Raw genomic sequence first — 16,971 nt, forward strand, 5'->3', positions numbered from 1 at the left:
GTCACCATCATCCTCCGGCAGCTGGAGCGTATCTTCATCCTCATCGTGATAATCCGCATCCGGGTCCGGCTGATTTTTCTTGGACGCAGGCTTTACGCCCTTCATCTTGATATAGAGATAACCGCCGCCTGCCGCCAGTGCAATCAGCACGACCACACCCAGAAAGCCGGATGCGATCTTTGTGACCTTGTTTTCCTTGAGCTGTTCCGTGCCGGATGCCGCCGCTTCTTCTGCGGCTTTCTTGGCTTCTTCCTCGGCTTTCAGCCTGTCCTGTTCAGCCTGCGCCGCCGCTTCCTTTTCGGCGGTATAAGCGTCCGCATCTTCTTCCTCCATCAGAGCCAACAGGTCGGCTTCATCCACAAGGTTCATAAAATGGACGGTCTGCGCCCCTTTACTATTCCTGTCAATGACCAGATAGAATGTGTTGCCGGACTTCGACACCAGCGTAATGAACTGCTGACCACTGCCATCGGAATAATTGGTGTGGTAATCGTCCACCAGTGTCAGGTTGCCCTCCGGGGTCAGAGCACCGGTTTCCTCATCGGTCACGGTGACTACATCTTCTTCATCGGTGGTAGAAGTCAGGACAGGCTGTTCCACTTCCTCCGTAGGCTCACCGCCATAGGCAAAAGCAGGAGCCGCCATGCCAGCGCACAGTGCCACCGACAACATCAGGGCACAGAACTTATTCATCATCTTCATTATCAGATTCCTCCTTGTTGAACGTAGCACCGACTGCGGACAACGCAGCCGGGGTCGGAGTGGAAGTTGCAGACTGGCGCAGCAGGGCGGCAAGCTGTTCCGGCGTAACCTTGGCGGTGCGCACCATCTCATTCACCTCGGCAGCTTCTGCTTCCTGAATCCGTCGTTCAAGGCTTTCAATGCGAGTGTTGATCTTAATGCGACGCTCCCTTTCCTTTTCCAGAGAAGCGCGCAGCTTATCGAGTTTTTCGCTCATGTTTTCCTCCAATCATTTTGAGAGCCGCCCGAAACCGGACAGATATTTCTGCCAGTAGGACGAGTGAATGTTTGCGTACTTGATGGGGTCGCCGGCGGACACCATCATCCCGTTTCCAAGGTAGATGCCCACATGACTTTTTCCCGGAGTATCATACGTTCCCTCGAAGAAAACAAGGTCACCGGGCTTTGCTTCGGCTTCGCTGATGTGCTGGCTCTTGTTCCACAGGCCGTTGGCGGTGGTGCGTCCCACATCGTAGCCGTTCTGGTTGTAGACCCAACAAACGTAGCCTGAACAGTCAAAGCCAGTTTCCGGGGTAGAGCCGCCCCACACATAGGGCGTACCCACATACTTTTGGGCTTCCTTGTAGATGGCGGCAAATTCCTCATCCGTCAAGGCTTCCGCTGGAACCTGATAATCAATGCCCGGCGCGCCAGAGCCATCGGAGCCACCGGGCGGCAGTCCACCTTTGAACAGATATGGCCGACCACCCAACGTATCCTGAAAGATCTCATAGCGTTTCCACTGGTCGTTGTCCAGTTCCTCCCGGATAACGACCTCCAGCCCTTTATTCACCAGCTTTGTGTGAAAAATTCGATACTCATAGGGGACTTGCACGGTGTAGGGGATGCCAGTAAAAATGTCGATCATCACTACCGTGCGGTACCGGGTCTGGACTTCCACCCATGTGGTCAGCTTGTATTGCTTGGCAAACGTCTCCTTGAGTTTTGCCTGCACCTCGCTGCGGGTGTAGTCGTCATAAAGAGTAGTCAGGAACGAAGTGAGCTGCCAAGGATCATGTTCAATAGCATCCAGATGGTATCGGTATTCGTCATAGCCGGGGTGGTCGGCGGGGGTGCGTTTGATTTTCTTATCCAGTTCCTTTTCCAGCTTCTTGTAGTCGGTTTCGGCTCCCCGGATGTCCCGGTCCTCTGCGGTGTAAATGGTCTGACCGGATACCTGCGTGGTGCCGGAAAACAGAATGGAACAGGACGAAAATGCCGACATGACCAGCAGCAAGAGCAAAAGAAAAACGCCCACGATCAAAAGAACGTGCGCGTTGCTTTTTGCAAAATTGGCAATGCCGTTGACTGCGGTGCTGACCACCGATCTTCCTTTGTCGATGACCTGCTCCACGCCGGATCGGGTGGCAGATGCACCGTTGGATGCCGCTTTGCCGCCTGCGGTCTGCGCCGCTGTGCCCGAATGGGCGGCGGCATAGTAACTTTGCCGAATGTCCTGTTTCTGCCGCCATCGGGAGAGCCAGTTGGAGCCGCCCTCGCCGGTGCCGGATGCGCCTGCATCTTGTGCCGCAGTCGGCTTCTGTGGGGAAGATTGTGCGGTTTTGGCACCCTTCTTGCCCTGCATCTTGGCTTTCTTTTTCAGCTTCCGGGCATAGATGCTCTTGGAAATATCCCGGACATTTCCTGCTGCCTTTTCGCCCTCGCTTAAAGCCTGCGTGCCCACATTATCGTCCTCGTACTGGTCAACCTCCCGATGCACCGCAGACCGGGCGGCGGCAGCGGCATACATAGCACGTTTCTGCTGCTTTGTCATGCGGGATGCTTCATCCGGGGTGATCTCTGCTTTGCCAAAACGCAGGTGCTGCGCCTTTTCCGCTGCCTTGTCTGCATCCTGCTTCAGTTTCTGCTTTTTGGGCTTAGACTGCTCCACTTTGGACTTTTTCGGAGGAGAGCGCGTGGCCGTGCGCTCCTTGTCTTCCTCAAATTTCAGCTTTGGCTGTTTCTCACTCATGCTTTTGAGCCTCCGCAACTTCGGAAAGGCGGGTCGTAAGGATGCGGTAGAGTTCAAGGTCTTTCGGGAAGTGGTCAACAAAGGGTAGGATCACGTTGCCGAAGAACAGCAGCCCTTCGCCCTCACCAGAGTGAGTGACGTAGGAAAGCTGATGGGGCGAGATGTTGAGCTGCTTTGCGAGAATCTGCCTATCACCGTTCGCCTGATTGAGCATATACACAAAGTCCGAGTTCTCAAAAATATTCGATACTTCGGGACTTGCCAGCAGATCTTTGACGTTCTGCGTTAGGGCTGTCGGGATGCCGCCCCACTTGCGGAAACGCTTCCAGATCTCAACGGAATAAGCAGCAGTCTGCTCTTCCTTCAAGAGCAAATGGAACTCGTCTGCATAGTACCGGGTGGATTTTCCGGCACTGCGGTTGGCGGTCACACGCCCCCACACGGCATCCTGCACGATGAGCATCATCATCCATCTGACGGACGATGACAGGCAGGGCATCCAGCCCAGCAAGCTGTGCAGCGTGCTGACGGCGGTGCCCAGAGATGATCTCGTAGCCACCTTCCGGGCGTGGACGTGCAATCAGCGGAGAAAGCACGCCGTACTGTTCTACGCTTTCCACCGTGCGCTGCATGGACTCATCATCCAAGACCTTAAAGGGGTGGTTCTTGAAAGGGAACAGCTCCCCGATGGGAATTTGCTGAACCTGTTCCCGCTGCTGTTCCTGTCGGGATTCTTCGGTGGAGAAGATGTCATCTGCCCCTTTCAGCGACACGTTTAAGCTGTTTTTCGGCATTCGCCATCACCTCCTTTGTCAGAGAGCGGTAGGCTTCTGTCACCTTGCCTTTGGGGTCGTGCTGGAAAATACTCTTACCCACGGCACTGATTTCCGCAGCACGGACAGACCGGGGAATGGTCTGGTCGAACACCTTGATCTTGCTGCCATAGGCACCTCGAATCAGGTTGTCAATCTGCTGCCCGTAGTTGGTGCGGCTGTCGGTCATAGTCAGCAGGATGCCCTCGATTTTCAGCTTGGGGTTGATCTGCCGCCGGACTTTCTGCACAGTCTGCAAAAGCTGCTCCAGACCCTTTGCAGACAGGTACTGCGCCTGCACCGGAATCAGGGTGGTGTCTGCCGCCGCCAGTGCATTTACGGTCAGCATCCCAAGGGAAGGGGTGCAATCCAGCAGAATGAAATCGTAGTCGCGCTTTGCGCCTTCCAGCACCTGTTTGAGCATCTTCTCCCGGTTCATGCAGTTAACGAGAGACACTTCCATCCCTGCCAGTTCGATGTTTGCCGGAATCAGGTCAACGCCCTCCGCATGGTGCAGGATACCTTCGCCGGGCGGAATACTTTGGTCGTTCATGGCTTTCTGCATCAGGGTGGAAAGGGTTGTGGGCAATTCATCGGGCTGCTGCCAGCCCATGCTGATGGTCAAGCTGCCCTGCGGGTCAGCGTCCACCAACAGGACCTTCTTGCCCTCCATCGCCAGACCGATGCCCAGATTTTCACAGGTCGTGGTCTTACCGGTGCCGCCTTTCTGGTTGACGATGGCAATCGTAGTTGCTTTCTTTGAAATTTTCATCACCTCCGCATCGCTAAGTCGTGGTTGGTTTGGTTCTGGTAGGAAAGCTGCATCGTGGTGGGTGCGTTATACAGAGAAGCGAGCAGATATTGTTTCATGTTTCGGATTGGGCTGCTGTTCTCTGCAAGGCACTTCAGCACAAAACGGATATGGTCGGCGTTCAGCTTCATAAACCGGCTGCGTACCACCTCGGCAGGTTTATCGTCCCCGGCAATGTGCAGTAGCTTACGGTTGGTAGCGCAGGTATCCACCAGCAAATTCACGATTTGATAGATGGTGTCCTCATCATCCGGGCAAAGCCGGAGCAGAAGGTCTACCTCCAAAGCCTGAGAAAAATATTCTTCCAGTTGTTCACGTTCGCTCATCCAGTCGTTTTCATCGGAAGAGATAGGATCAGTATCGCTTATCTCTGTATTATTTCTCTCAGTCTTATTACATCGTAGTTTGGCCGGGTCTTGAAGCGTATTCTGGACGACTCCAGAATCGTCATTATCACGATTCAGAAAGCGTAGTTTTGACGATTCTGACGAAAAATTCTTCACATAGATGAGATCGGGCTTGCCCAGCCCCCTCCGTTTGCGTTCAATCAGGCCGTACTCTTCAAGTTCTCGCAGCAGCTTGGTCGCCTTTTTATCGGCACAGCCCAGTGAATCCTGCACTTCCTGCACGGTATAGATGATGAACACCCGCCCAGCCTTGTCCAACCAACCATTCCGGGCTGACAGGCTCATGCGGTCAAGCAGGATACCGTACAGCGTTTTGGCATCTGTGGAAAGCGGTTGGAAGCGGCTGTCATGAAACAACAGCTTGGGAATCCGGTAGAAGGAGAACAGCTCGCTGGACTGCCCATAGAAGTAATCAAGGTCTGCGGTTCTTGTCGGCTTTCTTTCGGGCATAGAGAATATCCCATTTTTCAGGTGTGGAACGGAATACATTGACCTGCTTCTTATAAGGGCAGTGGGCATACAGGCAGGTGCGGAACTTGAAATCGGGCCGATAGTACGGACACAGCTTGCAGCTGTCCGGGGCACGGTCAGAACCTTCGCCAGCGGCGATCACATGGTGCATGGAGTGCTGAACATGGCGCAGGGCTTCGTTTCGCTTGTGGCTCACTTGGCATCACCTCGTTTCTCCAGCGGTGTCATCAGGTCTTTGTAACAGGGAACCAGCACACAGGGCTTTGCCCGCTTGTAGGGGCACCCTTCGCACTTGCTGGGGCCTTTGGGCGGCTCGATCAGATAGTAGCAGTTCTCTTTGCCGAGAACGCAGCCCTTCTTTCGGTTCTTCCAGAAGAAGCAGTGCCGGCAATCTGCCGGGCGGGAAGCATGGTAGCGGATACCGTCCATCGTGACGGTCAGAACTTTTTTCATCGGTAAACCCTCCTTTGACGGATTCGGGAAGTTCAGCCCGAAAATAAAAAAGCGCGTTCCTCTTTCTGTTCCGAGAGAACAGCGAGTGAACGCGCTATGTATGGAGAAAAGTGTTTTGCACGGTTTCGGGCAGGAATGTGGAAAATAGATTTACACAAATTATCTTGTATTTACATGGATTTACAGGAAAGCGGCTACCAATTTTAGCAGAGAGCCGGAAAACAGAGTTCAAAAGGTGCTTTATGGGGCTTCATTAGCTGGGAACCTGATTTTATTAGCTGGAACCGAAAATTCTGCTAATGGCATTAGCTGGCTAATTTTGGTGATAGGTTCAAAATGAAAAATGCGAAGATCGTCTTTCACATGGAAAAATGACCTTCGCATTTTCTTAAAGGGATACCCCAGACAGGATTCGAACCTGCGGTCTCCTCCTTAGGAGGGAGGCGCTTTATCCAGCTAAGCTACTGAGGCATATTATGTATTATCGTTGATTTTTTGAAATTCAACGCACTTGGAAACAAATGTGTGGAATGCTTTTCACAACGAAGTGACCGACTGCATTGCAACCGGGACGATGGTAAAGTTGTTGCATCAAAATTTGTTGAGAAAACCGTGATTCTCGGTTTTGCTTTTGAATAGAGCAATCACTTCTGCACCCAAGGTATCAGGTTGACCGAATTCTTAGGAGGCGTGTGCTCTATCCAGCTGAGCTATATGGACGTGTCTGATATATGATTATAGCCCGATCAAAGTCGAACTGCAATCCCTTATTTAGTTTTTTTTGAGGTGGCCGTTGTAACGCAACCTTAGGAGGCGAACGCTCTATCCAGCTGAGCTATGAAGACGGATACCATATTATAATACCGCAACTTCCCAACAAAATCAAGTTGAATCGGAAAGAAAAAAGGTGTATCCTATAGGAGAGGCGCTCATGCGCGGCATGGGTGCAGAATGAAGTGCAGGTGCAGCACAGGCGGCCCGGCACAAAAAGGAGCCAACTTATGGGGATGAAACGGAAAAAGAGAGCATCGCGTCGGCGCGGCTGGCTGCTGGGCAGCAGTGCAACGCAGGTCATCTGCATCAGCTTTGTGCTGCTGATCGCGCTGGGAACGCTGCTGCTGACACTGCCCATTTCCAGCCGCAGCGGTCGGCTGGGCGTGGTGGATGCCATGTTCACTGCCACCAGTGCCACCTGTGTGACAGGTCTGGTCGTGCGGGATACCTGGACGCAGTTCACGCCCTTTGGGCAGGCGGTGGTTTTGCTGCTGATCCAGGTGGGCGGTCTGGGCCTGGTGACACTGACCAGCTTTTTTGCGCTGGCGGCCAAACGCCGGATGGGCTTTAAGGACCTGCGGCTGCTGGGAGAAAGCGTTTCGGCCAGCGGATACTCGCAGGCTACCGATGTGCTGAAGATCGTGGTCAAGCTGGCGATGACCTTTGAGATCATTGGCATGATGCTTCTGATGATCGCCTTTGTGCCGCAGTTTGGTGCGGAGGGCATCTGGATCAGCGCATTCACGGCCATCTCGGCGTTCTGCAATGCGGGCTTCGATCTGTTTGGCCGGTTCGGGCAGTATTCCTCGCTGGCTCCCTATGTCAGTAATTATTATGTACAGGCTGTGATCATGTTCCTGATCATGGCAGGCGGTCTGGGCTTTATGGTCTGGGTGGAGATCGGAGAGTGGCGCAAGAAGCGGCACCTGTCTCTCCATGCCCGGATGGTGTTGCTCTTTTCCTGCATCCTGTGGGTGGGCGGTGCCGTCCTCATCGGTCTGATGGAGTGGAATAACCCCAAGAGCATGGGCGGGCTGTCCGTGCCGGGCAAGGTGATGGCGGCCCTGTTCCAGTCGGTGTCAACCCGTACTGCCGGTATGAACACCATCGACCTGGCCGCCTGCGGGCCCATCACCAAGCTGCTGATGAGCGTTCTGCAGTTCATCGGCGCGGCTCCCGGTTCCACCGGCGGCGGTGTGAAGGTGACCACCTTTGCCGTTCTGATCCTGACCATGCGCAGCGTGGCGCAGGGCCGGGATGACTGTGTCATCGGCGGCCACCACATTGAATCCAAGACCGTTTACCGTGCGCTGACCATTATCATGCTGGGCATGGTGGCAGCGCTGGGCTCTGCCGTGGTGGTCTATTACAACACCTCGGATGCCGTAACGGTCATTGACGCGATCTTTGAATCCTGCTCCGCCTTTGGTACCGTGGGCCTTTCGGTGGGCGTGACCAGCCAGCTGAACACCGGGGCCAAGCTGCTGTACATGCTGGTGATGTTCATGGGCCGTGTGGGCCCGGTGTCCTTTGCCATCAGCCTGACCAGCAAACCCGATGACAACAAGCGCAAGATCCTGCCCGTTGGACAGATCAACGTAGGATAAAAAAATGGACGGCTCTCGTTTTCGAGAGCCGTCCATTTTTTATGTGCAGTCAGCGTGGAAACGTTTCGGGAGCGGAATCATTTGCTGTAGATCTCCACGATATTCAGCAGGATTTCGGTTGCCTTGTCCATGCGCTCTACGGTGGTGCACTCGCACACGCCATGGAAGTTGAAGCCGCCGGTGCCCAGGTTGGGGCAGGGCAGGCCCTTCCAGCTCAGGGTGGCACCATCGGTGCCGCCGCGCACAGGTACTTCCTCGGGGGTTAGACCGGCCTTTTCGATGGCTTTGCGGGCGTTCTCCACCAGATGGAAGTGGGGCTTGATCTTTTCCAGCATGTTGCGGTAGCTGTCCTTGATCTCCACCTCCACGGTGCCGGGGCCGTACTTGCCGTTGAGGTAATCGGCAATGTGGAGGAGGTTATCCTTCTTGTACTGCAGCTTGTCGGCATCGTGGTCGCGCAGGATGTAGCCCAGCTTAGCGTTGGTCACGTCGCCGTACATCTGGCAGAGGTGGTAGAAGCCCTGACGGCCCTCGGTGGTCTCGGGACGGGCCATGATGGGCAGGGCCGTGTGGAACTCCATGGCCACATTGGAGGCGTTGATCATGGCATCCTTGGCGGAGCCGGGATGCACCGAGAAGCCGTGGATGGTCACGGTGGCGGCAGCTGCGTTGAAGTTCTCATACTCGATGCCGCCTACGTCACCGCCATCAACGGTGTAGGCGAAATCCGCGCCAAAGCCCGGGATATCGAAGAGGGAAGCGCCCTCGCCGATCTCCTCGTCGGGGGTGAAGGCGATGCAGAGCTTGCCGTGGGGGCGGCCCTCGGCAAGGAGGATCTCGGCGGCGGTCAGGATCTCTGCCACACCGGCCTTGTCGTCTGCGCCCAGCAGGGTGGTGCCGTCGGTGGTGATCAGGGTCTCACCCTTGAGGTCGGCCAGGAAGGGGAAGGTGGAGACCTTCATCACCATGCCGGTGGCGGGCAGGGTGACATCGCGGCCGTCATAATTCTCGTGCAGGATGGGGGTGACACCCTCGCCGGAAGCATCGGGGGCGGTATCCATGTGGGCGATCAGGCCCAGGGCAGGCTTGTCCTCACAGCCGGGGGTGGCGGGGATGCTGCCGTAGACATAGCAGTGTTCGTCTACCCGGGCATCCTCGATGCCCAGAGCCTTCATCTCTTCCACCAGCTGGCGGGCCAGGTCAAACTCCCGCTCTGCCGAGGGGTGGGTGCCGCTCTCGGGGTCGGAGGTAGTGTAAACGCGGACATAATTCAACAGTCGCTCGTATGCACGCATAAGAATGCTCCTTTGCTTGTATTTGATTCTATGATACGCTTTTCCGCGGCAATTTACAAGAGGGTGCAGCAGGGGAGCGCAGATCGAAGCGCAGTGAAACAACAAAAACACCGTCAGCCCGTTGTGTCAGGCTGACGGTGTTTTGTTTGAGGGAGTGTTTAACGCTTGTATTTGGCGGCCGTCTGCAGGCGCTGCATGGCGCGGTCCAGTGCGATCTTGCTCTGGTAGTACTCGTGCATGCTCTGCTTGTGCTGCAGGCGCTCCTCGGCCCGGATGCGGGCAGCCTCGGCGCGGTTGCGGTCGATATCCTCGGGCCGCTCGGCGCTGTCCACCAGCAGCAGGACAAAGGTGGGGGTCACTTCTGCAATGCCGTCGCCCACCAGCACCTCGCGGGTCTCACCGTCCACGGTGAACTTTGCAATGCCCATGTGCAGGGCCACCAGCACGGGGTTGTGCCCGGCCTGCACGCCGTACACGCCGTCGCCAGTGGGCAGGGTCAGGCTTTCGCAGTAGCCCTGATAGAATTCACCGCTGGAAGCCGTGATGTTCAGGATGAACTTTTCCATCAGTTGGCACCGCCCTTTTCCTCCGCCTGTTTGTCTGCGTACTTCTTGCGGGCATCCGCAAGGGTGCCCACGTTGAAGAATGCCCACTCGGGCAGGTCATCGCACTGGCCGTCCACAATGGCGGCAAAGCCCTTGACGGTCTCTGCCAGCGGGACGTACACACCCTTCAGGCCGGTGAAGTTCTCGGCCACCGCACAAAGGGCTGGCTGAGGAACTTCTGCAGCTTGCGGGCACGGGTGACGGTGAGCTTGTCCTCTTCGCTCAGTTCATCCATACCCAGGATGGCGATGATGTCCTGCAGCTCCTGATAGCGCTGCAAAGTGGCCTGCACCTTGCGGGCCACACGGTAGTGCTCCTCGCCCACGATGTCGGCTTCCAGAATACGAGAGGTGGAAGCCAGCGGATCGACAGCGGGGTAGATGCCCTGCTCCACGATCTTACGGCTCAGAACGGTGGTTGCGTCCAGATGGGCGAAGGTGGTTGCAGGAGCCGGGTCGGTCAGGTCGTCGGCGGGGACGTAGACGGCCTGCACCGAGGTGATGGAGCCGTCGCGGGTGGAGGTGATGCGCTCCTGCAGGGCACCCAGCTCATTGGCCAGGGTGGGCTGATAGCCCACGGCGGAGGGCATCCGGCCCATCAGGGCGGAGACCTCGCTGCCTGCCTGCACGAAACGGAAGATGTTATCAATGAACAGCAGCACGTCCTTGTGGGTCTCCTCACGGAAGTACTCTGCCATGGTCAGGCCGGTCTCGGCGACCCGCATACGGGCTCCGGGAGGCTCGTTCATCTGACCAAAGACCAGCGCGGTCTTGTTCAGAACGCCGGAAGCGTTCATCTCGCCCCAGAGGTCACAGCCCTCACGGGAGCGCTCGCCGACACCGGTGAAGATGGAGTAGCCGCCGTGCTCGGTGGCCACGTTGTGGATCAGCTCCTGGATCAGCACGGTCTTGCCGACACCGGCACCGCCGAACAGGCCGATCTTGCCGCCCTTGGCGTAGGGAGCCAGCAGGTCGATGACCTTGATGCCGGTCTCCAGAATTTCAGTTGCAGGTTTCTGCTCCGCAAAGCTGGGGGCCTTGCGGTGGATGGGCCAGTGGGGCAGATCGTCCACCGGGCCCTTGCCGTCGATGGGGCGGCCCAGCGGGTCGAACATGCGGCCCAGAGTGCCCTCGCCCACAGGGGCATTCAGGCCGTGGCCGGTGGCGGTAACTTCCATCCCCTTGCCCAGACCCTCGCTGGCAGAAAGCATGATGCAGCGCACCGTCGTTTCATCGACGTGCTGCGCTACCTCCATGGTGCGCTCAGTGCCCTCTGCGGTCACGGTCAGCGCTTCCTGCAGGGCAGGCAGCTTGCCCCCGGTGAATTTGACATCCACCACGGGGCCTGCTACTCGAATAATAGTTCCCTGTATCATACAATTGCCTCTTGCATTATGTTGTGTGGGATGTGTTTCTCCCCCGACAGGGGAGAAACACATCCAGCATTACTCGTTATTCTGTACTGCCGCCGCGCCGCCGATGATCTCGGTGATCTCCTGGGTGATGGAACCCTGACGGGAGCGGTTGTACTCCAGCTCCAGATCGTGGATCATATCCTTGGCGCTCTTGGTGGCGGAATCCATGGCGGTCATGCGGGCGCTCTGCTCGGCGCAGAAGCTCTCGGTCATGGCACCAAAGATCATGCCGTGCATATAGATGGGGGCCGTCTGCTCGAACACCGTCCAGGCATCCGGGAACATCTCCACCTCGCCGCGGGGGTCGCCCAGACCCTTGGGAGCAGGCGTGAGGTGGGCACGGTCCAGCGGCAGCAGGCGTTCCATGACCGGCTCGCTGGTCAGCGCGTTCTGGATCTTGGTGTAGACGATGTAGATCTCGTCCAGCTTGCCGGACTTGAAATCATCGATGGCATCCACCGTGATATCACGGGCGCGCTGCAGGGTGGGAGCCGTGGCACCGTAATGGAAATCCTCCACCAGACGGGGATCCTTGCGGAACAGGGCACGGTAGCCTACCTGACCGATGACATAGAACCGGTCGTTCTGGTCGGCGTGCTCCCGCAGGAACTTGAGCAGGTTCTGGTTGTAAGCACCGGCCATGCCCTTGTCGGCGGTCAGCACGATGTAGGCCCGCTTGGGGTTCTCCAGATCCCGCTCGTGGAAGAAGGGGTGCTCCGGCTCGTCGGGCAGGTGGGGCACCACGCGGGAGATGGTATCCCGCATCCGGGTGAAGTAGGGCAGAACATTCTGGTAGTTCTGCCGGGCCTTGCGGAGCTTGGAGGAGGAGATCAGGTACATGGCATTCGTGATCTTCATGGTATCCTGAATGCTCTCGATCCGCTCCTTGAGCAGCTTACTGGATGCCATTGCTCTCCCCTCCCGCGAATGCCTTCCACGCGGTCAGGATGGTGTCCACCTGTTCCGGGGTGATCTTGCCCGTGGACGTGATCGCGTCCATGGTGCCGGAAACATCGGCGTGGAACTGGCGCACAAAGGCATTGGTCTTTGCGCGCTGGTCAGCCAGCGGCAGGTCGTCCAGCATCCCGTGGGAAGCCAGGGTCAGCACGACCACCTGCTCGGCATCGGACTTGGGCTGGTACAGCGGCTGCTTGAGCATCTCGGTCAGGGCTTTGCCGTGTTCCAGCTGGCGGCGGGTCTCAGCGTCCAGATCAGAGCTGAACTGGGCAAAGGACTCCATATCCTTGTACTGGGCCAGCTCGATACGCAGGTTGGAATTGGCCTTCTTCATGGCCTTGGTCTGGGCAGCGCCGCCCACACGGGAGACCGACAGGCCGACATTGACGGCGGGGCGGTTGCCTGCGTTGAACAGGGCGCTTTCCAGGAAGATCTGACCATCGGTGATGGAGATGACGTTGGTGGGGATGTAAGCAGAGACATCGCCCGCCTGGGTCTCGACGATGGGCAGGGCAGTGATGGAACCGCCGCCCAGATCGTCGCGCATCCGGCAGGAGCGCTCCAGCAGACGGGAATGCAGATAGAACACGTCGCCGGGGTAAGCCTCACGGCCGGGAGAGCGGCGGAGCAGCAGGGAGATGGCACGGTAGGCCACCGCATGCTTGGAAAGGTCGTCGTAGACGATCAGGACGCTCTTGCCCTTGGACATGAAATACTCGGCCAGTGCAGTGCCCGCATAGGGTGCGATGTACTGCAGGGGGGCGGAATCGGAGGCCGTGGCTGCCACGATGGTGGTGTAGCTCATGGCACCGTGCTTCTTGAGGTCCTCGGCCACGCGGGCGATGGAGGAAGCCTTCTGGCCGATGGCAACATAGATGCAGAGCACGCCGGTGTCCTTCTGATTCAGGATGGCATCGGTGGCAATGGAGGTCTTGCCGGTCTGGCGGTCGCCGATGATCAGCTCACGCTGGCCGCGGCCGATGGGGAACATGGAGTCGATGGCCAGGATGCCGGTGTGAAGCGGGGTGTCCACGCTCTGGCGCTCCAGAATGCCGGGGGCCTGCTTCTCGATGGGGTTGTAGCCTTCGGCGTTCACCGGGCCTTTGCCGTCAATGGGCTCGCCCAGCGGGTCGATGACACGGCCCAGGAAACCATCACCCACAGGGATGCCGGCGCGCTTGCCGCTGCGGGTCACCAGAGTGCCCACGCCCACGGTCTCGGCACCGTCGAACAGCATAATGCCCAGCTTGCCCGGGTCCACGCTTTCGACCATACCCTTGGCACCGTTCTCAAAGGTGACGATCTCGCCGTAAACGGCCTTGTCCATGCCCTCCACCTGCACGATGCCATCGGCAGAGGAGATGACCACGCCGCCCTCGGCAGAGGTCTGGGCAGGCTTGTAATCCTCGATGCGGGTCTTGAGGGTGGCCAGAGAGGGCTTGCCAGCCATCATCTGATCCAGCTGGTGGCGGCCAGAGTTGTCGAATACCCGGTCGCCCACCTGCAGCACATAGCCGGAGAGCAGGCTCTCGTCCACCGAGACATTCAGGATGACCTCAGTGGCATCATAGAGCTTCTTGACCTCGGCCTTGATGCGGGCGATGTCCTCCTCACGGAGCTGATGTGCGGCGCGCAGATCGGCCTTGACGATGCGGTTCTCAGAGAAGAATTCGCGGCTGAACTCAGTTGCCATGCTCAGCACCTGCTTTCTCCAGCAGATCGTCCAGCAAACGGGAATCGTCCTGCTCGGTCAGGTTTCGGCTCAGCAGCTTCTCGCACATGGCGCGGGCCAGTGCGGTGGTCTGTGCGTCGGCTTCGCGCAGCTTGTGCTGGCGCTCTGCCTCAGCAGCGGCCTTGCCCTCGGCTACAATGGCATCGGCCTGCTTCTGGGCCTCGGCCAGCAGCTGCTGTTTTGCAGTTTCGGCCTGCTGCTCGTAAGCCTCGCGGCGGGCAGCGGCCTCGGTGTCCACATTGCGCAGCTTATCCTGCGCAGCGTTCATGGCTGCAGCGGCCTCCTTTTTGGAGGTCTCGGCGGCGTTCAGTGCGTCATCCACCTGTTTCTGACGCTGTGCGATGATCCCCATAACAGGCTTGTACAGGAATTTTCGCAGCAGCAAAAACAGAATCAGAACGTTGACGACTGTATACAGAAGATTCAGATTCAGTGTCAGCATTCGTCATGCCTCCGTTATCAACCCAGGAACAGGATGATCAGCAGTGCAACGACGAAACCGAAAATTGCAGTACCTTCGGCCAGAGCAGCACCCAGCAGCAGGTTGGTCTGGATCTTGCCGGAAGCCTCGGGCTGGCGGGAAATAGCCTCGGTTGCCTTGCCGGTTGCAATGCCGATGCCAATGCCGCCGCCAATACCAGTCAGCGCTGCAATGCCAGCGCCCAGAGCGATAAGTCCGTTCATAATTTTAATCTCCTTTTGATTTGATGATGGAAAGGGTTTACTCTTCGTCTCCCATGGTCTCCTTCATAAACAAAGAGGTAAGGAACACAAAGACGTAGGTCTGGATCAGACCATCGAACAGGTCAAAATACAGGCTGAAGATGGCAGGCACGAACACAGGCACCACCAGCTTGATCAGCTCCATAATGACAAAAGCGCCCAGCACGTTGCCGAACAGTCGCATGCACAGGCTGGTGGGCCGGATGGCCACCTCCAGCACGTTCATGGGGGCCATGACGGGTGTGGGGGCAGCCAGGCTCTTGAGGAAGCCAACGCCGCCGCGTGCATGGATGCCGGCATACTCGATCAGGCAGATGCTCATCAGAGCAAGGGCCGCAGTCACGTTCAGATCCTTTGTGGGGGGCTTGATGCCGAACACACCGATCAGGTTGGAGCAGCCGATGTACAGCGCCACGCTCATCAGATAGGGGACATAGCGCTTTCCACTTTCGCCCAGCAGGCCCACAAAGAAATCATTGATCGTAGTAACGACCGTTTCCAGGATGGCCTGCCGCTTGGTGATGTGATCCACCCGCAGATTCCGCGTCAGCAGGATGGAGCCGATGACAAGAAACGCCATGATGCCCCAGCTCACGACCACGGACTCCGGAATGGAAAGCCCGAACACCGTGATCATGTCAACATTCAGCTCTTCTTTCAAAGCAGCAGTCAACGCATTCATTGATTAGCACTCTCTCCTTTCTTAATTTGTGATGGTATCATAGCACGATTTCTGTCGGTTTTACAGCCCTCCACCTAACATTCTACTTTTTGTTATATTCCGTTTCTGCTTTGGATGAAAACAGTTGTGCAGATTGCAAAAAGTACGGGTGAGAAACTATGCGATTTGCACAATCTCTTTGCTGATTCTTAGCCATCTGTACCATTTTCTGGCCTTTGGATGAGGTGAAATCGACATTATTATTCACGGATTGTATAGCGGGCATATCAGATTTATATAGCTGCATGCTCTGTGATGATACCTATTTAATATGCCGGAGCAGTTCCGCAATGGCCCGGCACGATCTGCGGGGCAGAGCCTTTGCCCGGGGAGGTGGAGGAGTGCACCGGAAAGACGAAATTCATGTATCCCAGAATTTTGGACTTTTGATGCAAAAGCATGTCTGATTTGTTGTGCACTCTGCGAATAGACAAACTGTGCATCTTCCTGTATAATAAAGCCAGAAACCAGAGAAGTACAGCAGAAGCTCAAATGAGAGCTAACCCCGCTGACTTTAAGTAGAAAGGAGCGAGACCGATGGTTGATATGGAACCCGCACAGTTCGGACAGACTGTCGGGATTCGCTGAGAAGCAAAACAGAGGCTCTCCACAAACGGGATGTTTCCCCCGTATAACAAAACAAACCAAAGAGCCGGTCTTGAGCATCAAAAATGCGAAAACAGTACAGTCTGTCAGAATAAATCCCCTGGCAATTCAAATAGATCCGCCCGAGGTGATCTCCCATGATGAGGACAGTTACACGGATGCACCTGTTTGAATGACCAAAAAGGAGTAACTCCAATGTACTAAGCAATGGAATCCCTGGCAAATCTAACTCGAAAGAATGTGGTAATATGAAATTCATCTTCAGAATCTCGGTACCGCAGTCCAACAGTTAAGAGAAGGGTCAGTCCAATGTACTAGAGTAGTTCATCCCCTTGCATAGAACTCTTCAGTTTCAGGTAGTTTCTAAGGAGAGTCACCCTATGAAACGCATACTCCGAAAATGAGAGAACCCAAGGAGAAGAGGCTTATGACTCCGAAGAAGTAAGTATCCAGCCGGACGAGGGCTTGCAACCGCCTCGATCCGGCTGGTTTTTGTTTATGGATTTTTTACGGAGGTACCCCCGCATGAAATTTGACACATCCCTTTTGCTGAACCTGTTTGCTGCCGCTGCCATGCTGGTAATGGGCTTTCGCAGTTTTTCCAAAAAGCACCAGATGAAGTTCAGCGATGACGAAGAGCGGGCTATGTGGGAGAAAAAGTTCGGTGTGTTCTATTTCTTTAATGCCGTTGTGTTTGTCGCTTCGCCGTTTTTGCCCCACACTTCCATTGGCGGCAGCCGCCTGCTCTCTATCGGCATTGCTGCGGACACCGTGTTCCTGCTGATGTACCACGCTTGGAAAAAAGGCCGGGAAGACGATTGAACCGTTTCAAAAAGCATTGCACCTCCTGCATTTCTCTGCTACAATGGA

Annotated in this window: 16 protein-coding genes, 1 tRNA gene and 3 pseudogenes; 2 read left to right on the plus strand and 18 right to left on the minus strand. The window is 56.4% G+C overall.

All coding sequences use genetic code 11. The features are described 5' to 3' along the window. The 10 genes and pseudogenes from D3F01_RS08945 to D3F01_RS08990 form a co-directional block, all read right to left on the minus strand. The coding region (locus D3F01_RS08945; protein WP_242888026.1) for a DUF4366 domain-containing protein at window positions 1-702 on the minus strand (702 nt) is incomplete at its 3' end. Further along, window positions 686-958 (minus strand): DUF4315 family protein, encoded by a 273-nt coding sequence (locus tag D3F01_RS08950; protein ID WP_015536499.1) that lies wholly within the window; start codon window positions 956-958, stop codon window positions 686-688. The genes D3F01_RS08945 and D3F01_RS08950, both read right to left, overlap by 17 nt. Window positions 959-970: 12 nt before the next feature. Beyond that, a complete protein-coding gene (locus tag D3F01_RS08955) occupies window positions 971-2,713 on the minus strand; it encodes a C40 family peptidase (protein WP_207699205.1) in 1,743 nt (580 codons plus the stop codon). Then, window positions 2,706-3,191, minus strand: a pseudogene (locus tag D3F01_RS08960) (conjugal transfer protein TraE); the annotation flags it as partial. The gene D3F01_RS08955 and the pseudogene D3F01_RS08960, both read right to left, overlap by 8 nt. Beyond that, a pseudogene (locus D3F01_RS08965) lies at window positions 3,172-3,507 on the minus strand (ParB N-terminal domain-containing protein); the annotation flags it as partial. The pseudogenes D3F01_RS08965 and D3F01_RS08960, both read right to left, overlap by 20 nt. Continuing rightward, the gene (locus D3F01_RS08970; RefSeq protein WP_242888028.1) at window positions 3,464-4,297 is read right to left on the minus strand and encodes a ParA family protein; all 834 of its coding nucleotides are present in this window, start codon (window positions 4,295-4,297) and stop codon (window positions 3,464-3,466) included. The gene D3F01_RS08970 and the pseudogene D3F01_RS08965, both read right to left, overlap by 44 nt. Further along, a complete protein-coding gene (locus D3F01_RS08975) occupies window positions 4,297-5,193 on the minus strand; it encodes a DUF6017 domain-containing protein (protein ID WP_186850388.1) in 897 nt (298 codons plus the stop codon). Before D3F01_RS08975 ends, D3F01_RS08970 begins: the two co-directional genes overlap by 1 nt. Further along, window positions 5,156-5,410 (minus strand): hypothetical protein, encoded by a 255-nt coding sequence (locus D3F01_RS08980; RefSeq protein ID WP_005924919.1) that lies wholly within the window; start codon window positions 5,408-5,410, stop codon window positions 5,156-5,158. The genes D3F01_RS08975 and D3F01_RS08980 overlap by 38 nt, the downstream gene beginning before the upstream one ends. Continuing rightward, window positions 5,407-5,667 carry a hypothetical protein gene (locus tag D3F01_RS08985; RefSeq protein ID WP_005924922.1) on the minus strand — a complete coding sequence of 87 codons (261 nt, stop codon included), beginning with the start codon at window positions 5,665-5,667 and terminating at the stop codon, window positions 5,407-5,409. The genes D3F01_RS08980 and D3F01_RS08985 overlap by 4 nt, the downstream gene beginning before the upstream one ends. Before the next feature lie 397 nt (window positions 5,668-6,064). Continuing rightward, window positions 6,065-6,138, minus strand: a tRNA-Arg gene (locus D3F01_RS08990). 536 nt (window positions 6,139-6,674) lie between these two features. Here D3F01_RS08990 and D3F01_RS08995 point away from each other — a divergent pair. Next, entirely contained in the window at window positions 6,675-8,048 is a 1,374-nt protein-coding gene (locus tag D3F01_RS08995; protein ID WP_242888056.1) for a potassium transporter TrkG, read from the plus strand. 77 nt (window positions 8,049-8,125) lie between these two features. Here D3F01_RS08995 and pepT read toward each other — a convergent pair whose 3' ends face one another. From pepT to D3F01_RS09035, 8 genes and pseudogenes are all read right to left on the minus strand, one after another. Then, window positions 8,126-9,343: a peptidase T gene (pepT, locus tag D3F01_RS09000; protein ID WP_097770959.1), complete on the minus strand. Its 1,218-nt coding sequence runs from the start codon at window positions 9,341-9,343 to the stop codon at window positions 8,126-8,128. 158 nt (window positions 9,344-9,501) lie between these two features. Further along, window positions 9,502-9,909 (minus strand): ATP synthase F1 subunit epsilon, encoded by a 408-nt coding sequence (gene atpC / locus D3F01_RS09005; RefSeq protein ID WP_097770960.1) that lies wholly within the window; start codon window positions 9,907-9,909, stop codon window positions 9,502-9,504. Then, window positions 9,909-11,323: pseudogene (atpD, locus tag D3F01_RS09010) on the minus strand (F0F1 ATP synthase subunit beta). The gene atpC and the pseudogene atpD overlap by 1 nt, the downstream one beginning before the upstream one ends. 69 nt (window positions 11,324-11,392) lie before the next feature. Next, window positions 11,393-12,271 carry an ATP synthase F1 subunit gamma gene (atpG, locus tag D3F01_RS09015; RefSeq protein ID WP_097770961.1) on the minus strand — a complete coding sequence of 293 codons (879 nt, stop codon included), beginning with the start codon at window positions 12,269-12,271 and terminating at the stop codon, window positions 11,393-11,395. Next, complete coding sequence (gene atpA / locus D3F01_RS09020; RefSeq protein ID WP_005933083.1) at window positions 12,258-14,012, minus strand: F0F1 ATP synthase subunit alpha; 1,755 nt, start codon at window positions 14,010-14,012, stop codon at window positions 12,258-12,260. Before atpA ends, atpG begins: the two co-directional genes overlap by 14 nt. After that, window positions 14,002-14,493, minus strand: a complete 492-nt coding sequence (gene atpF, locus D3F01_RS09025; RefSeq protein ID WP_156065580.1) for a F0F1 ATP synthase subunit B — start codon at window positions 14,491-14,493, stop codon at window positions 14,002-14,004. Before atpF ends, atpA begins: the two co-directional genes overlap by 11 nt. Before the next feature lie 17 nt (window positions 14,494-14,510). After that, window positions 14,511-14,735, minus strand: a complete 225-nt coding sequence (atpE, locus tag D3F01_RS09030; RefSeq protein WP_005933085.1) for an ATP synthase F0 subunit C — start codon at window positions 14,733-14,735, stop codon at window positions 14,511-14,513. A gap of 37 nt (window positions 14,736-14,772) precedes the next feature. After that, a complete protein-coding gene (locus D3F01_RS09035) occupies window positions 14,773-15,456 on the minus strand; it encodes a F0F1 ATP synthase subunit A (RefSeq protein WP_242888058.1) in 684 nt (227 codons plus the stop codon). 1,170 nt (window positions 15,457-16,626) lie between these two features. On the opposite strand from D3F01_RS09035, the gene D3F01_RS09040 reads away from it, so the two are divergent. Next, window positions 16,627-16,923 (plus strand): hypothetical protein, encoded by a 297-nt coding sequence (locus D3F01_RS09040; RefSeq protein WP_242888060.1) that lies wholly within the window; start codon window positions 16,627-16,629, stop codon window positions 16,921-16,923. Window positions 16,924-16,971 lie beyond the last annotated feature (48 nt).

It is taken from the genome of Faecalibacterium sp. BCRC 81149 (assembly GCF_022750605.1).
GTDB lineage: Bacteria > Bacillota > Clostridia > Oscillospirales > Ruminococcaceae > Faecalibacterium > Faecalibacterium duncaniae.